Consider the following 19,443-nt stretch of genomic DNA (forward strand, 5'->3'; position numbering starts at 1 on the left):
GAACGGGCCCCCTGACCCGGTGACGGTCAGGGGGCTGACCTAGGCTCGAACCATGCGTGCAACAGTGATTTACGGGGAACGGGACATCCGCCTCGAAGAAGTACCCGATCCGATTCTCTCCACCGGCGGTGACGCCATCGTGCGTGTCGTCGCAGCCTGCGTCTGCGGCTCAGACCTCTGGCCCTACCGGGGCATCCAACCCACCGATGAACCCAAACGCATCGGCCACGAGTTCGTCGGCATCGTCGAGGAAATCGGCGCCGACGTCAGCAGGGTCAAGGTCGGCGACTTCGTCATCGCGCCGTTCTATGACTGCGACAACACCTGCATCAACTGCCAGAACGGCACCAGCACCTCCTGCCTGCACGGCGGCTGGTGGGGCGCGGACGACCAGCTCGGCGGCTTCGCCGACGGCGCCCAGGGCGAAAAGGTGCGCGTGCCGCACGCCGACGGGTCGCTTGTGGCGACGCCGACGATGCCCACGGATGCCCAGGTTCCGGGTCTCCTGACCCTCGCCGACGTCATGGGCACCGGCCACCACGCCGCGGTCTCCGCCGGCGTGACGACCGGCAGCACCGTGGTCGTCGTGGGCGACGGTGCCGTGGGCCTCTGCGCCATCATCGCGGCCAAGCGGCTCGGGGCTTCCCGCATCGTCGCCATGTCCCGTCACCCCGAGCGCCAGGTCGTGGCCCGCGAGTTCGGCGCGACCGACATCGTCGAGGAACGCGGCGAGGCCGGCGTGGCCCGCATCCGTGAGCTCTTCGACGGCATCGGCGCGGACTGCGTACTCGAGTGCGTCGGCACGAAGGAATCGATGGAGCAGGCCATCGCGTCTGCCCGCCCCGGTGGAATGGTCGGCTACGTCGGCGTGCCCACCGGTGGACCGATCGAGGTTCGCCCGCTGTTCGGGCGCAACGTCGGGCTCAACGGCGGCGTCGCATCCGTTCGCGGCTATGTGGAAGAGCTGCTGCCGGAGGTGCTCTCGGGCGCCATCAACCCCGGCCGCGTGTTCGACCTGCAGCTGCCGCTGTCCGAGGTCGCCGAGGCGTACGCCGCCATGGACGAGCGCCGCGCCATCAAGGTGCTGCTGCGCCCGTAGCCGTTCCGTAACCCCGCTCGCGAGAGCGCAAAAATTGCCCCCTCACGACTCGTGAGGGGGCAATTTTTGCGCTCTCGCGGCTGTCGCTGGTCGGTGGGCAGGGTGGCCTCGTCAACGATGGCCGACGGGTCGAAGCAGCGTGAGCGTCAGCGGGGAGGTGTCGGCTGCTCCAGCAGGAGTCGACGCGCGGTCAGGCCGATGACCGCGCTATAGGTGGGATAGGCGAAGCGCACCCCGGCCAGGGTGGCGACGTCGACGCCGGCGGCCATCGCCGTCGTCACCGACTGGATCACCTCGACCGCGTTCTCCCCGGTGGCATGGGCGCCGAGGATCAATTCCCGCCGCCGGTCGGCGATCAGCTTGAGGAACCCGGGTTCCCGGCCGTCGATCACCGCGCGGTCGAGTTCGATATAGGGCACGGTCGCAACGACGCAGTGCGGGTCCCGAGCCCTCGCCTCCTCCTCGGTGAACCCCACTCCGGCGTAGTCGGGGTCGGTGAATCCGCCGGCGGGGAGCAGGTGGTGCGGTGTTCTGCGGTTGGCGCCCAGCACCGCGTTCTCGGCCGCAGCCTCACCTTCGAACTGGGCGGCCTGCACGAGCATGTCCCGTCCGTTGGCGTCGCCGACCGCGAAAATGTGGGACACCTCACTGCGAAAGTACAGGTCCACCGGGATTGCCGAACGCGCCGTGGTGATGCCGGCCTTGTCGAGCCCCAGGTCGTCGACATCCGCCGGCCAGCCCGTGGACATGATGACGGCGTCGAAGCCGGAGGACTGGTCCGTTCCGTTCTCGCGCCAGGACAGGGTGAGGGATCCGTCGGATTCCTGCTCGATCCCCGTGACCGTTTCAATGCCCGTGTGCACGGCCACGCCCTGCCGACGGAACGCCGCCGACACCAGGGCGGAGATGTCGGAATCCGACGCCGTCAGGATGCGCGGCGCGACGTCGAGCACGGTCACGGCCGAGCCGAACGAATTGAACACCGTGACGAGTTGCGCGCCGGTGTTGCCGGCGCCGATCACGGCGACCCGTGCAGGCAGTTCCGGCAGGTTCAGGATGTCTTCCGGGACGGTCGCCAGGTGCGCTCCCGGCACGGGGAGTCGACGGGAGTGCCCGCCGACGCAGACCAGAAACGTGTCGGCGGTGAGGATCCGGCCGGTGTCCAGGACCACGGAGTGCGGATCGATGAAACGCGCCCGACCTTCCAGCACCAGTTCGATTCCCGCGTCGGCGAAACGCTCGGCCTCGCTCTTGATCGAGCGCACCTTGTCCACCCGCGACTGCACCCGATCGACCATGGTCGCCCAGTCGATATGCGGGTCGTTGACCACGATTCCGTAGGTGTCCGCTGTGCGAACCTCGCGCATCAGTCGCGCCGCCTTGGCGAGCACTCGCGTTGGCACGCAGCCCGTGTTCACGCAGGTGCCACCGAGCCGGTCGGCCTCCGCAACGGCGACCCGGGCTCCCAGCTCGGCGGCCCGGAGCGCCGCGGCCGTCCCGGCCGGACCTGCGCCGATGACGACGACATCGAAGTGATCGGGTTTTGTTTCGGTCATCGTGGGCTCCACCCGTGTTCACTGCTGGTGCCGCGCGGACGGTGTGCCGGGCGCTTCAGTCGGAAGACCTTTTTACCGGATGGGGCTGGGGAGTTACTGTGCCGGGGGTGGGGATCTCGACAGGCTCGATCACCGGGGTGGCTCGATCACCCGGGTGGCTCGATCACCGGGGTGGGGATCTCGACAGGCTCGATCAGTGGGGTGGGGATCTCGACAAGCTCGATCACCGGGGCGGCTCGATCAGTGGGGTGGCTCGATCACCGGGGCGGCTCGATCAGTGGGGCGGTGCGATCAGGCGCGCGCGGCTACTCCTTGATCAGGCCGGCACGCACCTCGCGGCGCAACACCTTGCCGATCAACGACCGGGGCAGCTCGTCGACCTCCACGATCGTGCGCGGCACCTTGTAGGCGGAGAGCCGTGTGCGGCAATAGGTGCGGAGGGCGGCCACGTCGAGGGTGGCGCCGGGCGACAGCACGACCGCTGCGGAGACGTCTTCGCCGCCGTTCGCGCTCGGCAGCCCGACGACGGCGGCGTCGGCGACATCCGGATGCGACAGCAGGGCAGCCTCGACCTCGGAGGGTGCCACGTTGAAGCCGCCGGTGATGATGAGCTCCTTGATGCGGTCGACGACCGTGACGAAGCCGTCGGCCGAGACCCGCACGATGTCACCGGTGCGCAGCCAGCCGCCGTCAAGCAGCGTCTTCGCGGTCTCGGTGGGCTGGTCCCAGTATCCGGAGAAGACCTGCGGGCCGCGGATGAGCAGCTCGCCCTCTTCTTCGATGCCGCGGTTCACGGTGGGGTCGTCGGGGTCCACCACGCGGATCTCCGTGCTCGGGAACGGCACGCCCACCGTGCCAGGGCGCCGGGTCGGGCCCATCGGGTTTCCCACGGCGATGGGCGAGGCCTCGGTCATGCCATAGCCCTCGACCAGCAGCCCGCCGGTGGCGGACTCCCAGCGTTCGACGATCGACACCGGCAGGCTCATCGCGCCCGAGATGGCGAAACGGATGCTGCGCAGGCTCACATTCTGCTTCGCGGCGGCCGTCACGAGCCGGTCGTAGATCGGCGGGACGGCCGGCATGAACGTGGGCGGGGTTCGCTTGGCCGCATCCAGCAGCAGACCCTCCTCGAACTTGGGGAAAAGCACCAGCCGTGCACCGGTGGCCATGGCGAACGTCAGGCACAGGGTCAGCCCGTACGCGTGGAACATGGGCAGGACCGCGTAGAAGACTTCCTCACCGGGGCGCAGCCCCTGCACCCACGCCTCGCCCTGCAAGGCGTTCGAGCGCAGGTTGAAGTGGCTGAGGATGGCGCCCTTCGGGGTGCCGGTGGTGCCGCTGGTGTACTGGAGCGCGGCCGTGTCGGTGACCTTCGGGCGCGGGTGGCTCGCGCGCAGCTTGCGTGAGCCGACGATGCCGGCCCAGGTGAAGGCATCCTTGCCCAGCGGACCCGACGTCAGGGCGGCGCGGGACTCGCGGGCCTTGTTGATCGGCAGCTTGAGCAGGAGCCGCTTGGCGAGCGGCATCGCCTCGGTCAGGTTGACCGCGATCACGGTGCGCAGGCCGAGGTCGGCCGGAAAATCGGTGACGGTCTTATAGATCTTGTCCCAGACAATGGCGATGCGGGCGCCGTGGTCCTCGAACTGGTGCCGGAGCTCACGCTCGGTGTAGAGCGGGTTGTGCTCGACGACAATGGCGCCGAGCCGCAGCACAGCGTAGAAGGCCACCACGTGCTGGGGGCAGTTCGGCAGCACCAGGGCCACCCGGTCGCCCGGCTTCACGCCGAGGCGCAGCAGCCCGTTCGCGGCGCGGGAGATCTGCTCGTCGAGCTCGGAGTACGTGGTGGTGGCGCCGAAGAAGTCGAGGGCCACCTTGGGGCCGAACCGGCGCGCAGAGGTCTCGATCATGTCGGACAGCGTGTCGGTCGGTTCCTGGATGGTGCTTGGCACCCCGGGGGCGTACGAGCCGAGCCAGGGTTTGTTCTCGAAGACGTTCATCGGGCGGCCAACTCTCGGATCAGGGCCGCGACGAATGCGTCGATGTCGGCCTCCTCGGTGTCGAACCCGCACATCCAACGCACCTCGTTGGTCGCGGGATTCCAATCGTAGAACCGGAAGTGCCCGCGGAGGCGATCGGCCACGCCGGGGGGCAGGATCGCGAAGACGGCGTTGGCCTGGGTGTTCTGGGTGAAGGACAGACCCTCGATCTCGCCGGCCGCGATGCCGGACTCGAGGGCGGTGCGCATCCGCCTGGCCATGGCGTTGGCGTGGCCGGCATTCCGCAGCCACAGGTCGCCGCCGAGCAGCGCGATCAGCTGGGCCGAGATGAAGCGCATCTTCGAGGCCAGTTGCATGTTCAGTTTGCGCAGGTAGATCAGACCCGCGGATGCCTCCGGGTTCAGCACCACGACGCACTCGCCGTACATCATGCCGTTCTTCGTGCCGCCGAAGCTGAGCACGTCGACGCCGGCGTCGCGGGTGAACGCGCGGAACGGCAGGCCCAGAGAGGCGGCCGCGTTGGACAGCCGGGCGCCGTCCATGTGCAGCTTCATGCCGTGGGCGTGGGCGTGGTCGGCGATGGCGCGCACTTCGTCGACCGTGTACGCGGTGCCGAGCTCGGTGGTCTGCGTGATCGACACGACCAGCGGCTGGGCCCGGTGCTCGTCGCCCCAGCCCCACGCCTGCTGGTCGATCAGCGCGGGGGTGAGCTTGCCGTCGGGGGTGTCGACGGTGAGGAGCTTGATGCCGGCCACCTTTTCGGGCGCGCCCGCCTCATCCGTGTTGATATGGGCGGTGGATGCGCAGATCACGGCGCCCCAGCGCGGCAGCATCGACTGCAGCCCGATCACATTGGCGCCCGTGCCGTTGAAGACGGGGAAGGCTTCGACGCCGGCGCCGAAGTGCAGGGCGAAGACCTCCTGCAACCGTGCGGTGTACACGTCTTCGCCGTAGGCGATCTGGTGCGCGCCGTTTGCGGCGACGATCGCCTCGAGAATCTCGGGATGCACCCCGGAGTAGTTGTCTGAGGCGAATCCGCGCGAAGAAAGGTCATGAAGTTGAGTCACCACTCCATCTTCGCGCATCCGTCTGCCCGCCTTCTGTGCGCCCGGCGGGGTCAGCCGCGCAGGGCCTGCCGGAAGGTGACGCGGGCACCCATGCGCAGGAGGGAGTTCGAGTAGATGCGCGAGCCCAGCAGGATCACGACGACCGTCGAGACGAGCAGGATGGCCAGGGAGAGCAGCGGTTCCCACCAGAGCGCGGTGTCGAGGAAGATCCGCATCGGCATGCCGACCGGCGCCGAGAACGGGATGTAGGACATCACGGCGAGCACGGCGGCGTTGTCGTTGAAGAAGATCACCAGAAAATAGGGAATCATCACGAGGAAGAGCACGGGTGAGGTGGCCGAGCCCACGTCTTCCTGACGGGAGACCATCGAGGCGGTCGCGGCGAAGAGTGCCGCGAGCATGACGAAGCCGAACGCGAAGAACACGGCGAACCAGACGATCGACGGCCCGACGGTGCCCAGCAGCCCGCTCTGGCCGGTGATGGCCATGCCGATCGAGACCAGAGCGCCGATCGCGACGATCTGACCGAAGGCCATGATGCTGTTGCCCACCACTTTGCCGCCGAGGAGGGCGCGAACGGGGATGGTGGTCATCAGGATCTCGACGACACGGGTCTGCTTCTCCTCCACCACGCTCTGCGCGATGGTCGAGCCGAACGTGATGGCGGACATGAAGAAGACGAGTCCGAAGCCCAGGGAGACGAGGTAGACCAGGCCGCCGCTCTGCGGGGCCGGATCGAGCAGACTCACCGCGGGGGACACGCTCAGGGTGCCGAGAACGTCCAGCGGTGGGGAGTCCAGGGCGATGATGCGCACGCCGAGGGGATCAGCCTCTCCTGTGGCCGGTACGACGGCCGCGGAGACGTCTCCGGCGCGCACGAGCTTCTCGGCGGCCGCGACGTCATCCGCTTCCACGATGCGGAACGCCTCGGTCCGCTCGATGATCTGGGTGGCGGAGCCGACCACGGCCACCCGGGGCAGGCTCTGGTTCTGGCTCGCGATGCCGCCGGCGACGACGGAACCGATCGAGATCAGCAGCAGCAGCCCGGTCGAGATCAGGAACGCCTTGCTGCGGAGCCGGGCGATGATCTCGCGGGTGGCGACGAGCCACACGCTCCGGGCGAAGCTGGGGGCAGGGACGCGGGGGCGCGCCTGGACGCGGCTGTTCTGCGGGGTGCTCACTGCACGACCTCCTTGAAGATGGCGGCGAGGCTCGGCCGCTGCTGGCTGAACGACGTGACCGGCGCGCGGTCGAGGGCCTGGCGCAGGACGGCCTGGCTGGCGGCATCCGTTGCGGCCTCGAACACGGCGACGCCGTCGGAGAGGTCGAGCACGGAGATGCCGGGCACGGAGCGGATCCACTCCGCGTCGACCGCGGTGCGGAGCTCGAACCGGGGGCTGCTGTGCTGTTCGCGCAGCTGCTCACGAGGGCCGTTGGCCCGGATCTGGCCGTCGGCGATGATCACGACGTCGTCGCAGAGGCGCTCGACGATGTCGAGCTGGTGCGAGGAGAACAGCACCGGCGCGCCCTGGGCGGCGAAGCCGGAGAGCACGCTCATGACCACCTCCACCGCGATCGGGTCGAGGCCGGAGAACGGCTCGTCGAGCACGAGGAACTCCGGGTCGTGCACGAGTGCGGCCGCGATCTGGGCACGCTGCTGGTTGCCGAGCGAGAGGGACTGCACCAGGTCGCCGGCGCGCTCGCCGAGGCCGAGCCGATCGAGCAGCTCGGCGGTGTTGCGACGGGCGGATGCCGGGCTCAGCCCGTGCAGCCGCGCCAGGTAGACGAGGTGCTCGCCGACCTTCATCTTCGGATAGAGGCCGCGCTCCTCCGGCATGTAACCGAAACGGCGGCGGTCGTCGCTGGTCAGGGGCACGCCGTCCTGCAGCACCGTGCCGGAGTCGGCCGACAGCACCCCCAGGATGATCCGCATGGTGGTGGTCTTGCCGGCGCCGTTCGCCCCGACGAACCCGGTCAGGCGACCGCTCTCGACGCCGAAACTCACCCCGTTCAGCACCTGCCGGGTGCCGTAGTGCTTGTTCACGTTCCTGATCTCGAGCATGCCTACCCCTCCGTAGCCTCTCCGATCCACGTTAGCGGCTCGCCCCACGCCCTCGGCCGATTGAGTCAGTGACTCACGATGCGGGCGGGGCCAGCAGAACGCGGGAGTTGTTGACGGATGCGGCGGGCACGTCCCACAGGCCGCCGACCGCGGTCGCGAGCTCGGTTTCCAGCCCGGCGAGGGCCCGCACGACGAAGATGACCGCCGCGGCATCCGTGCTCGCCTTGGCGAAGCCCTGGCCGACCGCGCGGGTCCAGGTCTCCGCGGCGGCCTTCGCGGCGGCATAGTTCGCGCCGCCGGGAGCCGGTTTGTCGACCGACACCGACGAGACGATCGCCAGCCGGCCGGCCGGCGAGGCCAGCAGATCGTCGTTGAACGCGCGGGTGGTGTTGCGGAGCGTTGTGACGACGTGGGTGTGCAGGAAGTCCCAGTCCTCGTCGGACTGGCCGGCCAGTCCGCCGCCGCCGCGCCAGCCGCCGACGAGGTGGATCAGGCCGTCGATGGGTCCGTGGTCGGCGCGCACGGCTTCGGCCAGAGCCGTGACCTGCGCGAAATCACCGAGGTCACAGACGTACGTCTCGGCGCCGGGGACCTCGGCGGCAAGGCCCCGCAGGCGCTCGGCGTTGGAGCCGACCGCGATCACGTGCGCGCCGGCATCCGTCAGCGCGGAGGCGACAGCGCGGCCGGCCGCGCTGGTCGCACCGGCGATGAGCACGGTGCGACCGGCGACGGCAGGCCGCGCAGTGGTGTCAGTCACGTCGTCAGTCACGCCCGGTGAGCCCGGCGGTCGACTCGATCACGGGCTTCATCTTCTTGTCGAGCGCCTCGAAGAACATCGACAGCGGGAACTCGTCGTCGAGGACCAGGTCGGTGTACCCCTTCGGCGGGCCGGCGAGCACGTCCAGCGGCAGGCCCCGGGCCCACTGCGACGCCGGGTTCGGCGTGAGCGTCTCGGCGATCATCTCGTAGGCGGCCAGCCAGTGGGACTTCTTCGGCCGGTCGATCGACGCCCAGTAGAGGTCGTCGATCTGCTTGCCGAGCGCGATGACCACGTCGGGCACGGCGTCCCAGTCGAAGGTGAGCCGGGTGTCGGTCCAGTGCAGTACGTGGTGCTGGTGCATCCAGGCGAAGAGCAGCTGCCCGCCGAGGCCGTCGTAGTTGCGCACCCGGGAGCCGCTGATCGCGAACCGGAAGATCCGGTCGAAGATCACGGCGTACTGCACGAGCTTCGCGTGCGTGCGGGCGTCCGGGCTGGCGTTCTCGTCGCGCTCGATCGTCACCGATTCGCGGAAAGCGGTCAGGTCGCAGCGTAGTTCCTCGAGCGAATAGAGGAAGAACGGCATCCGCTGCTTGATCATGAACGGGTCGAACGGCAGGTCGCCGCGCATGTGCGTGCGGTCGTGGATGAGGTCCCACATGACGAAGGTTTCCTCGGTCAGGTGCTGGTCGTCGAGCAGCGCCGCCGCGTCGGCGGGCAGTTCGAGGCGGGTGATCTCGGCGGCCGCGCGCACCACCCGGCGGAACCGAGCGGCCTCGCGGTCGGCGAAGATCGCACCCCAGGTGAACGTGGGGATCTCGCGCATCGCCACGGTCTCGGGGAACAGGACGGCCGAGTTGGTGTCGTAACCGGGAGTGAAATCGAGGAACCTGATCGGCACGAACAGGCCGTTCGTGTACTCCTGCTCGAGCTGATCGATGAATTCCGGCCAGATGACCTCGATCAGCACGGCCTCGACGAAGCGGTTGGCGCTGCCGTTCTGCGTGTACATCGGGAACACGACCAGATGACGGATGCCGTCGAGTCGGTTCCGCTGCGGCTGGAACGCCATCAGGGAGTCGAAGAAGTCCGGCACGCCGAAGCCCTCGGTGCGCCAGCGGGTGAAGTCCACGTTCACCGCCGCGAGGTAGGCGTCGTCGTGCGGGAACAGCGGGGCGAGTTCGTCGATGGCGGCGATGATCACGTCGACGTGAGCCGCGGCATCCGCGTGGGCGGCGGCGATCGGGATCGAGCCGTCCTGCACCTGGCTAGCCTGCAGCGCGGTGGCGGCGGTCTTGAGGCGGAGCCAGGCCGGGTGGGTGGCCGGGTCGGCGCCGGAGGTGGTGGCGGAGTCGGTGACGGCATCCTCGAGAACCTCGGGCTCACCGACCAGTGCTTCGTGCGCAACATAATTCGACATGGGAACCTCCCGTTCTTCGTGAGTGCCGCGGTTGCGGCGGGGTGTGCGGGTAGTGATGGCACCGGCGTCGGCGCCAACGTCCAGAGTATCGGGACCCGACCGGCTTTTTCTTGCTACTTTCCGCAACGAATCGCCGCATTGACGGGGCCGCTGCGCCGGAAATCGCCGTTCCGGTCGAGAGTGTCCGTTGCGCCGGTCACTCTCGACCGGAATGGGCACTGTCGCCGGGCGGCGCTCCGGGTGGCGACCGGGACGCGGCCGGTGTCGACAGGCTTGACCGGGGCGCGGTATCGTCAGGGCAATCACAGAGCGAGGGGCGCCGGCAATGGACTTTGAGCAGGTGATCGCGGTGGTCATTCGGGTCGTCGAGGCGGCCGGTGCGGCCATCATGGTGCTAGGCGGTGCGGCCGCGTTCCTCGCCGCCGTTCCGGCGGCACTCCGGGCCGACACCCGGCAGGGTGCCTACACGCAGCTGCGCCGCAATCTCGGCCGGGCCATCCTGCTCGGACTGGAAGTGCTGATCGTCGCCGACATCATCCGCACGATCCTGGTGGACCCGACCCCGCAGAGTGTGCTGGTACTCGGCTCGATCGTGGTGATCCGGGTGCTCCTCAGCTTCTCCCTCGAGGTGGAGATGGACGGCGCCTGGCCCTGGTCCCGCTGGCGCCTGGCCGGCCGGGGTCCGGACGGCGTCGCGACGTCGCATCCGCTCAAATAGCCCGATCGCCGCGTGAACCGACATGTTTGAGGGGTGGCGCGGGTCGGAAACCCCTCAAACGTGTCGGTTCACCGAGCGCCCGGAGGGGAAGCGGGGAAAGCGGGCGCCGAGGCGGCCCGGAGCCGCCAGAGCGACGTCGTCTCCTTCGAGCGGGCGGCGTGCAGGGGGTCGGACGCGTCGGCGGCGCGGCCGTGCACGGGCTTCGTGTCCAGGCGGGCGACGACCTCGAGTCCGGCGTCCTCGATCAGGTCGAGGAGTTCGCCGCGGGAGCGCAGGCCGAGGTGTTCGGCGATGTCGGAGAGCACGAGCCAGCCTTCCCCGGCCACTTCGAGGTGGTCGGCCAGCCCCGACAGGAAGCCGCGCAGCATCCGGCTGTCCGGGTCGTAGACGGCGAAGTCTGTGGCAGTGACGGCGGACGCGGGGATCCACGGCGGGTTGCAGACCACCAGGTCGGCGCGCCCGGCGGGGAACAGGTCGGCCCGGATGATCTCGACCGTGCCGGCCAGCCCGAGCCGCTCGATGTTCTCCCGCGCGCAGGCCAGTGCCCGCGGTTCCTGGTCGGTGCCGACCACATGACGGATGCCGCGCCGCGCCAGCAACGCGGCGATCACCCCGGTGCCCGTGCCGATGTCGAATGCGGTGGCGGGCGCCGCGCTGGAGCCGGCCTCGGCCTCAGAACCGCCGGCCGTCGCACCCCGCGCCGGCGGGAGCGGGGCCGTGTGGACGAGGTCGAGGTACTCGCCGCGCACCGGCGAGAAGACCCCGTAGTGCGGGTGGATGCGGGCTCCGAGCGCGGGCACGTCGACGCCGGTCGTGCGCCACTCATGCGCCCCGATGACGCCGACGAGCTCGCGCAGGGCGGTGACCGAGGCAGCCGTCGCCGGGCCGTAGGTTTCGGTGCAGGCGCGCCGCACATCGGGCGCGCGGCGAAGCGGCACGGTGTAGTCGGCGTCGAGCGGCACGAGCAGCAGTCCGAGCAACTGCGCCCGGCGCAGCGCCTCGGATCGGTAGCGCCGGAACGCCGCGGCCAGGTCGGTCGTGGGCGCGTGCCGGCCGCGGTCGACGCGGCGGCCCAAAGCAGTGAGCAACTGCCGGGCATTGTGGAAGTCACCGCGCCAGAGGATGCCGGTGCCGTTCCGCGCAAGGCGGTAGGCGGCATCCGCGGTCAGCTGGTCGTCGGCGATCACGATGCGTTGCGGCGGCGCCCAGCCGCTCTCCGAGTGCCAGAGGGCCGACCGGGTCTGCCCATCCTCCTGCCAGGTGATCCGGGCGGGCTCGGCGGTGGTGTTCGTGGTGCTCATGGGTTCCATCCTCGCGCTCCAGCGCGCCGAGTTCGACCGGTGCGGTCGAGTTCGAGTCGTGTGCCGGTCGACGTCGACCGGGAGTGTCGATGTCGGCGGGTGGGGCTGGCGTGCGGCCGGCCCCGATCGGCTAGCGGAGGGCGGGCATGACCTCGCGCTCGAAGAGCTCCAGGCCCGAGCGGTCGTAGGCGGCCTCCGGGAAGTAGTGGATGGCGTAGCCGAGGCCGCGTTCCCTCATGCCCTTGAGGCGCTCGACGACCTGCTCCGGCGTGCCGACGCCCTGCGCTTCGCCGCTGCGGTACTCGGTCATGAAGTCGGCCGCGCCGTCCTCGCCGAGATACGGGGTGACGCGGGACTGGATGGCGTCGAGTCGGTCGGCGACCTCGGCCTCCGTGGCCCCGATCACGGTGTTGTAGTTCGCCGAACGGGTGATGGCGCCGAAGTCGGTGCCCTCCGCCCGGCAGTGCGCCTCGAGCAGTTCGCTCTTGTGCGAGAAGCCCTCGGGCGAGCCGTCGAAGTTGGTGTAGTTCGCGTACTTCGCGGCGATCTTCAGGGTGACCTTCTCGCCGCCGCCGGCGATCCAGACCGGGATGCCGCCATCCTGCAGGGGAAGCGGCCGCATGATGGCGCCGTCCACCTGGTAGTGCTGTCCGTCGAGGGTGGCGGTGCCGGTGGTCCAGGCCTGGCGCATGATCTGCACGCCCTCGTCGAGGCGGGCGAGGCGCTCGCCGGCGCGGGGGAAGCCGTAGCCGTAGGCGCGCCACTCGTGTTCGTACCAGCCGGCGCCGATGCCCATTTCGACCCGCCCACCGGAGATCACGTCGATGGTCGACGCGACCTTGGCGAGGTAGGCCGGGTTGCGATAGCTGATGCAGGTGCACATCTGGCCGAGGCGCACCCGCTTCGTGGTGGCCGCGAACGCGCTCATCAGCGTCCAGGCCTCGTGGGTGGCCTCCTCGCTCGGCACCGGCACGGTGTGGAAGTGGTCGTACACCCAGATCGACTCCCACTCGCCGGCATCGGCGTGAGCGGCAAGGCCGCTCATGGTCGCCCACTGCTCGGCCGGGTCGATGCCGACCAGGTCGTGGCGCCAGCCCTGAGGTATGAAGAGTCCGAATCGCATGGTTTCGAGCCTACGCTTGGGCAGCGGATGCCTGGCGCGCGTCACACGGTTGCAGCGTCTGCCCGAGACCGGGGAGGATCAACAGCATGAAGTTCGTTCTGGCCCCTGACTCGTTCAAGGAGTCCATGTCGGCCGCCGAGGCCGCCGCGGCCCTGGAGCGCGGCATCCGTGCCGTGTTCCCGACCGCCGAGTGCGTGCGGGTGCCGATGGCCGACGGCGGCGAGGGCACCGTGGAGGCGCTCGTCACCGCGAGCGGCGGCGAGATCGTGGAGGTCGAGGTGCAGGATGCCCTCGGTCGCCCGGTGCGGGCGGCCTACGGCTACGTGGCCGACGATCGACTGGCGATCATCGAGATCGCGGCGGCGGCCGGAATTCACCTGGTCGCGGCGGCGGAGCGTGACGTGCGCACCGCGAGCACATTCGGTGTGGGGGAGCTCATCACCGACGCGCTCGACCGCGGCGCGATCCGGTTCGTGGTCGGCCTGGGCGGATCGGTGACCAATGACGGGGGCGCCGGCATGCTGCACGCCCTCGGTGCGCGGCTGCTCGATGCGGACGGTCGCGACCTGGCCGGCGGCGGCGCCGCGCTCGCCGGGTTGAGGACGATCGACCTCGAAGGATTCGACCCCCGGGCCCGGTCCGCAGCGTACGAGATTGCGAGCGACGTCTCCAACCCGCTGCTCGGCCCCGATGGCGCCAGCGCCATCTTCGGTCCGCAGAAAGGCGCCGATCCGCAGGCCGTGCGGGACCTCGAGGCGGCCCTCACGGTCTACGCTGATGTGCTCGCCGTGGACTCCGGGCGTTCCGTGGCGGAGATGCCCGGCGCCGGTGCGGCCGGCGGGCTCGGCGCGGCATTCCTCGCCTGCTTCGACTCCCGCATGCGCCGCGGCGTGGAGGTGGTGATGGAGGCGGCCCTCCTCGAGCAACGCCTGAGCGGGGCCGACTTCGTCTTCACCGGCGAGGGCAGCATCGACGGGCAGACCCTGCACGGCAAGACCCCGCTCGGGGTGGCCGAGGCTGCCGCGCGCCACGGCGTGCCCGTGATCGCGTTCGCGGGCCGGGTCGGACCGGGGGCCGACGTGCTCTACGACCAGGGCTTCACCGCGCTGGTTCCGATCCTCCAGGAGGTCAGCGACCTGCCGCGGGCGCTGACGGATGGCCCGGCGAACCTCGAGCGGGCCGCCGCGACGGTGTGCCGCCTCCTCGCCCTCGGACGGTCGGCCGGGACGCCGCACGGGGCTCAGGCAGGCTGGGCGACGGGCGCCTGAGCCCGCGGTGCGCAGAGCGAGCTAGGTTCCGCCCTCGTTCGCGAGGGTGATGGCGGCAGCCAGCGCCGCGACGGAGTCGAGGTAACGGCCGCCGGGCGTGGTGGGATGCCCCTGGGAATCGAAACGGTAGACCAGCGGCTGCCCGGTGGGCAGGTTCAGGTCACGGATCTGCGTATCGGAAAGATCGTCGAGCACCGCGCACAGGGCACGCAGGGAGTTGCCGTGCGCGATCACGAGAACGGTCCGGCCGCGGGCGAGAAGCGGGTCGACGCGCTCGGTGAGGAAGGCATCCACTCGACGGATGACGTCGCTGAGCGCCTCGGTTCGGGTCAGCGCGGCGGGCGGCAGGGCGCGGAACAGGGCGGTGGCGGCGAATTCGTCGAAGAGCCGGTCGCCCATCGCGGGTGGGGCCTCGGCGACTGAGCGGCGCCAGGGCACGAATTGCGCTTCGCCGAACTCGGCGCGCACATCGTCTTTGGACCGGCCGGTGAGCGCGCCGTAGTTGCGTTCGTTGAGGCGCCAATCCGCCTCCAGAGCCGCGAGCGGGCGGGCCAGGCCGGCGGCGACGATGGCGGCGGTCTGGCGCGCACGCGTCAGCGTTGAGGTGAAGAGGATGACCGGGGCTGCGGGAGGAGGCAGAAGGGTGTCGACCTGCGGCACGTCGAGGGGTAGCGCCGCGTTCAGAAGGGCGGTGGCCGCGTGGGCCTCGCGGGTTCCCTGCTCTGACAACGGCGCATCCAGCACGCCCGTGAACAGGCCGGCGGCGTTCGCGGTGCTCTCGCCGTGCCGCAGCACGATCAACACTCCCGCTTTGCGCACGGTTACCAGCCCTGTTCAATCTCATTGGCCTGGCAGCGGATGTCGCAGCCCAAGGCGTCGCGGACGTCTTCCGCCGCATTTTTCAGGCTACAGCCCCCGCCGCTCCCGCCACCCGGCCGCGAGAGCGCACAATGTGCCCCTTCAGCGGCGCAATGGGGGCAGATTGTGCGCTCTCGCGAGAGGGGAACGGTGCGGTCTCGCGGGGGTCGAGGGGCTTAGAAGCCGAAGTCGCCGCCGAAGTCTCCGCCTCCGTCGAAGTCCCCTCCGCCCGAGTCGCCGCCGGAACCCGCGTCGCCGCTGGAGTCACCGGAACCCGAATCGCCGGATCCGGCGTCGCCGGAGGCATCCGTCGCTCCGGAATCCATCGGAAGGAAGGCACTCATCAGAGTCGACGCGATCACGTAGCCGGCAACGGTGCCGAGCAGGGAACTGCCGACCATGCTGCCGAAGCTCGGCCCGCCCTGACCTTGCCCGCCCTGGCCCTGATTGCCGAAGGCGCGGGTGAGGGTGCCGGGTTGGCGCAGCTCTGCCCGGGTGGCGGCCTGGGCCAGAGTCGCCGGTTCTGCGTTCGCGGGGCGCTCGCTTGCCTCGGTGTTCTCGCTCAGTTGGCGGAACAGCAGGTCGCGCTGTTCATCGGTGAGTTTGCTGAAGGCCTCCGCGTGAACCTGCTCGATCGTCTCGGGCGGTGCCGTGCGCAGCAGGTATTGGTAGCGTTCGACGGCGATCTCGTCGTCGGTGCGCTGAGGCGCCGTGGCGCGGCCCTGCTGCTGCGGCTGCTGCCGGGGCTCGGTGCCGAAGAGGCGGTCGAAGAATCCCATGGTGTGCTCCTTGGCTCGGGGGTCTGGGGCGTTGTCCTCTACGATTCCACCCGTCGCTGGGTAGGCGCTGGAACCGCGGCACGGGTCGTGACGGGTCGGGCCTGGCAGCACCTGCGGTGACCGGGCGACGACCCCGGTGCGCTCGGAGCGCACGATGACTTCGACGTGTCAGCCCGGATGCGGGGTGTTCAATGTGCACCACTCGGCTCATCTTCTTGGGATGATGGGCCCATGACTCGAACCGTTTCCGGAGCCCTTGTGCTGATCACCGGTGCCGCCAGCGGCATGGGCCGCCTCTACGCTGAGCGGGCCGTGGCCGAGGGGGCGAAGGCCGTGATCCTCTGGGATCGTGACGCCGGGGCTCTTACTCGTGTTGCCGGCATCCTCGGTGATCGCGCGGGCGAGGGAACGATCGTGGCGCCGTACGTCGTGGACATCGCCGACCTCGGTGCGATCGCCCAGACCGCGCAGCGGGTGCGCACCGAGGTCGGTGATCCGGACATCGTGATCAACAACGCCGGCATCGTGCGCGGCGCCTTTTTCTGGGAGCACGACAACGGCGCCGACACCCGGCCGACCATGCAGATCAACGCGCTCGCACCGATGTACATCACGCGTGAGTTCCTGCCGGCGATGATGGCGAATCAAGGTCGTGCGGCGCGCATCGTGAACATCGCGTCGGCGGCCGGGATGCTTTCGAACCCGCGGATGAGCGTCTATGCCGCATCCAAGGCTGCTCTGATCGGCTGGAGCGACTCTCTGCGTCTGGAGCTGCTTCAGCAGCGCTACGGGCATGTGAAGGTCACGACCGTGAGCCCCAGCTACATCTCGACGGGAATGTTCGAGGGTGCTCGCGGACCGCTTCTGACGCCGGTGATGACGCCGGAGTACGTGGTCGATCGGGTCTGGAAGGCGATGCTCGCCGGAGCGCCCATGCTCACCATGCCGTGGACGGTCCAGCTCTCGAAGGTGGCCCGCGGGTTGCTGCCCCTGCCCCTGTGGGACGTCGTCGCCGGTCGCATCTTCGGTGTCTACGGCTCCATGGACAAGTTCACCGGCCGCTCTTGATCGTGCCTGCTGCGGACTGAGGGCGCGAGGACGGCAACGTCGCACAGACGTCAGTAGACGGCAGACCCAGGGAATCCGGTCTGCGGATCACAGGGTGGCCCTCTTGCTGGGCAATGCGATCAGCGTTTGTTCCGGGTCGACGTCGACCGGTGGTCGTAGCCAGTAGTCGTTTCCGGTGCGGATGATCGTCCAGTGCTGGTTATGCAGCAGCAGGTGGTGCGGATGGCAGAGGAGTATTCCGTCGGCAAGGTCGGTGTACCCGTTGCCTTTCAACCATTCGTTGATGTGGTGCGCTTCGCTCCATGCCGGTGATCGGTCGCAGTCCACCCACCGGCAGCCACCGTCCCGCACCCCCATCGCAGCGCGTTGTGCTTCGGTGAAGAGTCGTTCGTCACGGCCGACGTTGATGATCTGGCCGGTGTCGTCGATTTGGATGCCGCGGGTTCCGGTGTCGCAGAGCAGCCGGTCGATGGTCTCCTGCGAGATCGGGACGGGGTTGCCCTCGATCTGACCATGGGCGGCGGCTTCGGCCGGCACCGGTCCATCCGTCTTGAGGGACTTCTCGGTGACGATGACCCGCACCGAGGGGCGGCGGCCGCCGAAGACCCGGCCCTGGTCGGCCTCACCGGCGATCTTCAGCAACTGCACCAGGGCGTCGGCGGCGATCTGCTCGGTGCTGCGGGGGTCGTCCTGCACACGTTTGGCCCAGGCGGCCTTCTCCTTGTCGACGAAGCGCACCCCGCCACGGCGGGGGCTGGTCACGGAGTCGAAAGTCGAGAGCACGAACTCGCCGTCTTCCGGAGCGAAGAGGCCGTGCAGGCGCACCTTGCCGTTTCCCAGCCGGTAGACCCGCAGGAACCGATCGTCGTGGGCCTGCTTCTCCCGGGCGGCAATACCCGCCTCGTCGAGCTGGTCGCGCAAACGCCGTGCGAGTTTGAAAACCTGGTCGACATTCAGTGACGCGGCCTCGACGAGGAGGGATTCGAGGGCGGTGCCGAGCCTCTCGGCGGTGACCGCCGCGTCGAGCTGGCCCAAACCCGCGCGGATCGACTCGGCCGCATCGACCGAGAGAGTGCCGGCGGTGACCGCCCGTGCTATCGGCGCCTGCCACGGCACCTTCGCCACGAAAGCGGCGACGAGACCGGGATCGCCGTCGGGTGCGTCCACGGCAGCCTCGACCAGTTTCTCCGCCGCCTCGGCATCGGCCATCATCGTGCCGACCGCAACGAGCTTGAACGCATCGTTCTTGGTCGAGCCGGTCACCGTCTGGATCAGCGCCTCGGGCGAGAGGAAGCCCTGCTGCGCGGCCAGTCCCGAGTGCCCGAGCTCGGGCCGAGAGCGATGGGCGATGGTTGCCGCCATCCACGCCGACCGGGTGTCGAGGAGCCGCCGGGCGGCTGCGATCTGCCTCTGCCCGGCCAGCACCTCGGCGTCGGGAAGAGCCTCGTAGTCGGCGCAGGAGGAGCCCAGACGGGCGACGGCATCCGTTGCCGTTCTGAGGTCGTCTGCGGTGGTGGTCATGCGTCGAGAATAGCAGAGTTAGTAGGTGTAGTCGAGAGTTTGTCGTGTATTTAGAGACAGATACTCGAAGTCGTGTTCTAAGCGGTTACGGGTTGTCTTGCCGGGTCTCGACAGGCTCGACCACCGGGGTCTCGACGGGGTCGGCTTGCCGGGTCTCGACAGGCTCGACCACCGGGGTCGCGACGGGGTCGGCTCGCCGGGTCTCGACAGGCTCGACCACCGGGGTCTCGACAGGCTCGGCCACCGGGGTCTCGACAGGCTCGGCCACCGGGGTCTCGACGGGGTCGGCTTGCCGGGTCTCGACAGGCTCGACCACCGGGAGCGCCCGGGTGGCCGCAGCGCCGACTCGCGGCGCTGGTTAGAGCGTGCGCCTGCTTCGACACGGTGCGCCGCGAGGAGAGAGGCTAGCGGAATGTCTGGGACTTTCGGAGGGAGCCGTCGGAATTGTAGAAGGTCCAGTCGCCGGTGCGCTTGCCGGCTCGCCAGGCTCCCGTGTCCATAAGGGTCCCGTTCTCGTGCCAGCGTTGCCAGGGGCCGTCCTGCTTGCCCTCGACGAAGTCGCCTTTCTGGAGGAGTTCGCCGTTCTCACGCCACCACGTCCAGCGGCCGTCGAACTCCCCGTGCACGAAGGCGCCCTCGGCCTTGAGCTGGCCGTTGCGGTACCAATTGCGCCACGGTCCGTGCTTCTTGCCGGCGACGACGGGTCCCTCACCCATGAGCGTTCCGTCTTGATAGGTGTCCCGCTGAATCTTCATGGTGGCCTCCCGCGCTGTACCGGCATGCTACTTCGTGTTTCGTCGCCCTGGGCCGTGATCCAATCCGCACCACATTCGCGTGAACGCATTGACA

The 19,443-nt window shown here is 69.3% G+C and carries 18 protein-coding genes; 4 read left to right on the forward strand and 14 right to left on the reverse strand.

Annotation, left to right across the window (positions count from 1 at the left end):
- The first annotated feature begins 52 nt into the window (after window positions 1-52).
- Window positions 53-1,099, forward strand: a complete 1,047-nt coding sequence (locus tag E3T49_RS15780) for a zinc-dependent alcohol dehydrogenase family protein (RefSeq protein ID WP_134425871.1) — start codon at window positions 53-55, stop codon at window positions 1,097-1,099.
- 146 nt (window positions 1,100-1,245) lie between these two features.
- Here E3T49_RS15780 and E3T49_RS15785 read toward each other — a convergent pair whose 3' ends face one another.
- The 7 genes from E3T49_RS15785 to E3T49_RS15815 form a co-directional block, all read right to left on the reverse strand.
- A complete protein-coding gene (locus E3T49_RS15785) occupies window positions 1,246-2,655 on the reverse strand; it encodes a dihydrolipoyl dehydrogenase family protein (protein WP_134425872.1) in 1,410 nt (469 codons plus the stop codon).
- Window positions 2,656-2,960: 305 nt separating this feature from the next.
- Window positions 2,961-4,652 carry a long-chain-fatty-acid--CoA ligase gene (locus tag E3T49_RS15790; protein ID WP_134425873.1) on the reverse strand — a complete coding sequence of 564 codons (1,692 nt, stop codon included), beginning with the start codon at window positions 4,650-4,652 and terminating at the stop codon, window positions 2,961-2,963.
- Window positions 4,649-5,737 carry a threonine aldolase family protein gene (locus tag E3T49_RS15795; protein WP_174722440.1) on the reverse strand — a complete coding sequence of 363 codons (1,089 nt, stop codon included), beginning with the start codon at window positions 5,735-5,737 and terminating at the stop codon, window positions 4,649-4,651. Before E3T49_RS15795 ends, E3T49_RS15790 begins: the two co-directional genes overlap by 4 nt.
- A gap of 32 nt (window positions 5,738-5,769) precedes the next feature.
- A complete protein-coding gene (locus E3T49_RS15800) occupies window positions 5,770-6,900 on the reverse strand; it encodes an ABC transporter permease (RefSeq protein WP_134425874.1) in 1,131 nt (376 codons plus the stop codon).
- Window positions 6,897-7,781 carry an ABC transporter ATP-binding protein gene (locus tag E3T49_RS15805; RefSeq protein ID WP_134425875.1) on the reverse strand — a complete coding sequence of 295 codons (885 nt, stop codon included), beginning with the start codon at window positions 7,779-7,781 and terminating at the stop codon, window positions 6,897-6,899. The genes E3T49_RS15800 and E3T49_RS15805 overlap by 4 nt, the downstream gene beginning before the upstream one ends.
- A gap of 73 nt (window positions 7,782-7,854) precedes the next feature.
- A complete protein-coding gene (locus E3T49_RS15810; protein ID WP_241972866.1) occupies window positions 7,855-8,538 on the reverse strand; it encodes an SDR family NAD(P)-dependent oxidoreductase in 684 nt (227 codons plus the stop codon).
- 4 nt (window positions 8,539-8,542) lie between these two features.
- Window positions 8,543-9,958, reverse strand: coding sequence for a DUF6421 family protein (locus E3T49_RS15815; RefSeq protein ID WP_134425876.1), 1,416 nt, complete (start codon window positions 9,956-9,958; stop codon window positions 8,543-8,545).
- 325 nt (window positions 9,959-10,283) lie between these two features.
- Here E3T49_RS15815 and E3T49_RS15820 point away from each other — a divergent pair, with 325 nt between their 5' ends.
- Entirely contained in the window at window positions 10,284-10,676 is a 393-nt protein-coding gene (locus E3T49_RS15820) for a DUF1622 domain-containing protein (RefSeq protein WP_134425877.1), read from the forward strand.
- 68 nt (window positions 10,677-10,744) lie between these two features.
- Here E3T49_RS15820 and E3T49_RS15825 read toward each other — a convergent pair whose 3' ends face one another.
- Together E3T49_RS15825 and E3T49_RS15830 are read right to left on the reverse strand one after the other, a co-directional pair.
- Window positions 10,745-11,977, reverse strand: a complete 1,233-nt coding sequence (locus E3T49_RS15825; protein WP_134425878.1) for a methyltransferase — start codon at window positions 11,975-11,977, stop codon at window positions 10,745-10,747.
- 130 nt (window positions 11,978-12,107) lie between these two features.
- The gene (locus tag E3T49_RS15830) at window positions 12,108-13,100 is read right to left on the reverse strand and encodes an LLM class F420-dependent oxidoreductase (RefSeq protein ID WP_134425879.1); all 993 of its coding nucleotides are present in this window, start codon (window positions 13,098-13,100) and stop codon (window positions 12,108-12,110) included.
- Between the two features lie 86 nt (window positions 13,101-13,186).
- Here E3T49_RS15830 and E3T49_RS15835 point away from each other — a divergent pair, with 86 nt between their 5' ends.
- The gene (locus E3T49_RS15835) at window positions 13,187-14,368 is read left to right on the forward strand and encodes a glycerate kinase (protein WP_134425880.1); all 1,182 of its coding nucleotides are present in this window, start codon (window positions 13,187-13,189) and stop codon (window positions 14,366-14,368) included.
- A gap of 21 nt (window positions 14,369-14,389) precedes the next feature.
- Here the strand turns inward: E3T49_RS15835 and E3T49_RS15840 are convergent, their stop codons facing one another.
- On the reverse strand, window positions 14,390-15,187 hold the full coding sequence (locus tag E3T49_RS15840) for a 2,3-bisphosphoglycerate-dependent phosphoglycerate mutase (protein ID WP_134425881.1): 798 nt from the start codon (window positions 15,185-15,187) through the stop codon (window positions 14,390-14,392).
- 215 nt (window positions 15,188-15,402) lie between these two features.
- Window positions 15,403-16,005 carry a hypothetical protein gene (locus E3T49_RS15845; protein WP_134425882.1) on the reverse strand — a complete coding sequence of 201 codons (603 nt, stop codon included), beginning with the start codon at window positions 16,003-16,005 and terminating at the stop codon, window positions 15,403-15,405.
- 231 nt (window positions 16,006-16,236) lie between these two features.
- On the opposite strand from E3T49_RS15845, the gene E3T49_RS15850 reads away from it, so the two are divergent.
- Window positions 16,237-17,073, forward strand: coding sequence for an SDR family NAD(P)-dependent oxidoreductase (locus E3T49_RS15850; RefSeq protein WP_134425883.1), 837 nt, complete (start codon window positions 16,237-16,239; stop codon window positions 17,071-17,073).
- An 87-nt stretch (window positions 17,074-17,160) separates the two neighbouring features.
- On the opposite strand, the gene E3T49_RS15855 is transcribed toward E3T49_RS15850, so the two are convergent.
- The 3 genes from E3T49_RS15855 to E3T49_RS15865 all read right to left on the reverse strand — a co-directional run bounded on the left by E3T49_RS15855 (window position 17,161) and on the right by E3T49_RS15865 (window position 19,349).
- Window positions 17,161-18,594 carry a DUF222 domain-containing protein gene (locus E3T49_RS15855; protein ID WP_134425884.1) on the reverse strand — a complete coding sequence of 478 codons (1,434 nt, stop codon included), beginning with the start codon at window positions 18,592-18,594 and terminating at the stop codon, window positions 17,161-17,163.
- An 85-nt stretch (window positions 18,595-18,679) separates the two neighbouring features.
- Window positions 18,680-18,910: a hypothetical protein gene (locus tag E3T49_RS15860; protein ID WP_134425885.1), complete on the reverse strand. Its 231-nt coding sequence runs from the start codon at window positions 18,908-18,910 to the stop codon at window positions 18,680-18,682.
- Window positions 18,911-18,998: 88 nt separating this feature from the next.
- The gene (locus tag E3T49_RS15865) at window positions 18,999-19,349 is read right to left on the reverse strand and encodes a toxin-antitoxin system YwqK family antitoxin (RefSeq protein WP_134425886.1); all 351 of its coding nucleotides are present in this window, start codon (window positions 19,347-19,349) and stop codon (window positions 18,999-19,001) included.
- Window positions 19,350-19,443: the final 94 nt, after the last annotated feature.

The sequence above is a fragment of the Cryobacterium cryoconiti genome, assembly GCF_004403065.1.
Classification (GTDB): Bacteria; Actinomycetota; Actinomycetes; order Actinomycetales; family Microbacteriaceae; genus Cryobacterium; species Cryobacterium cryoconiti.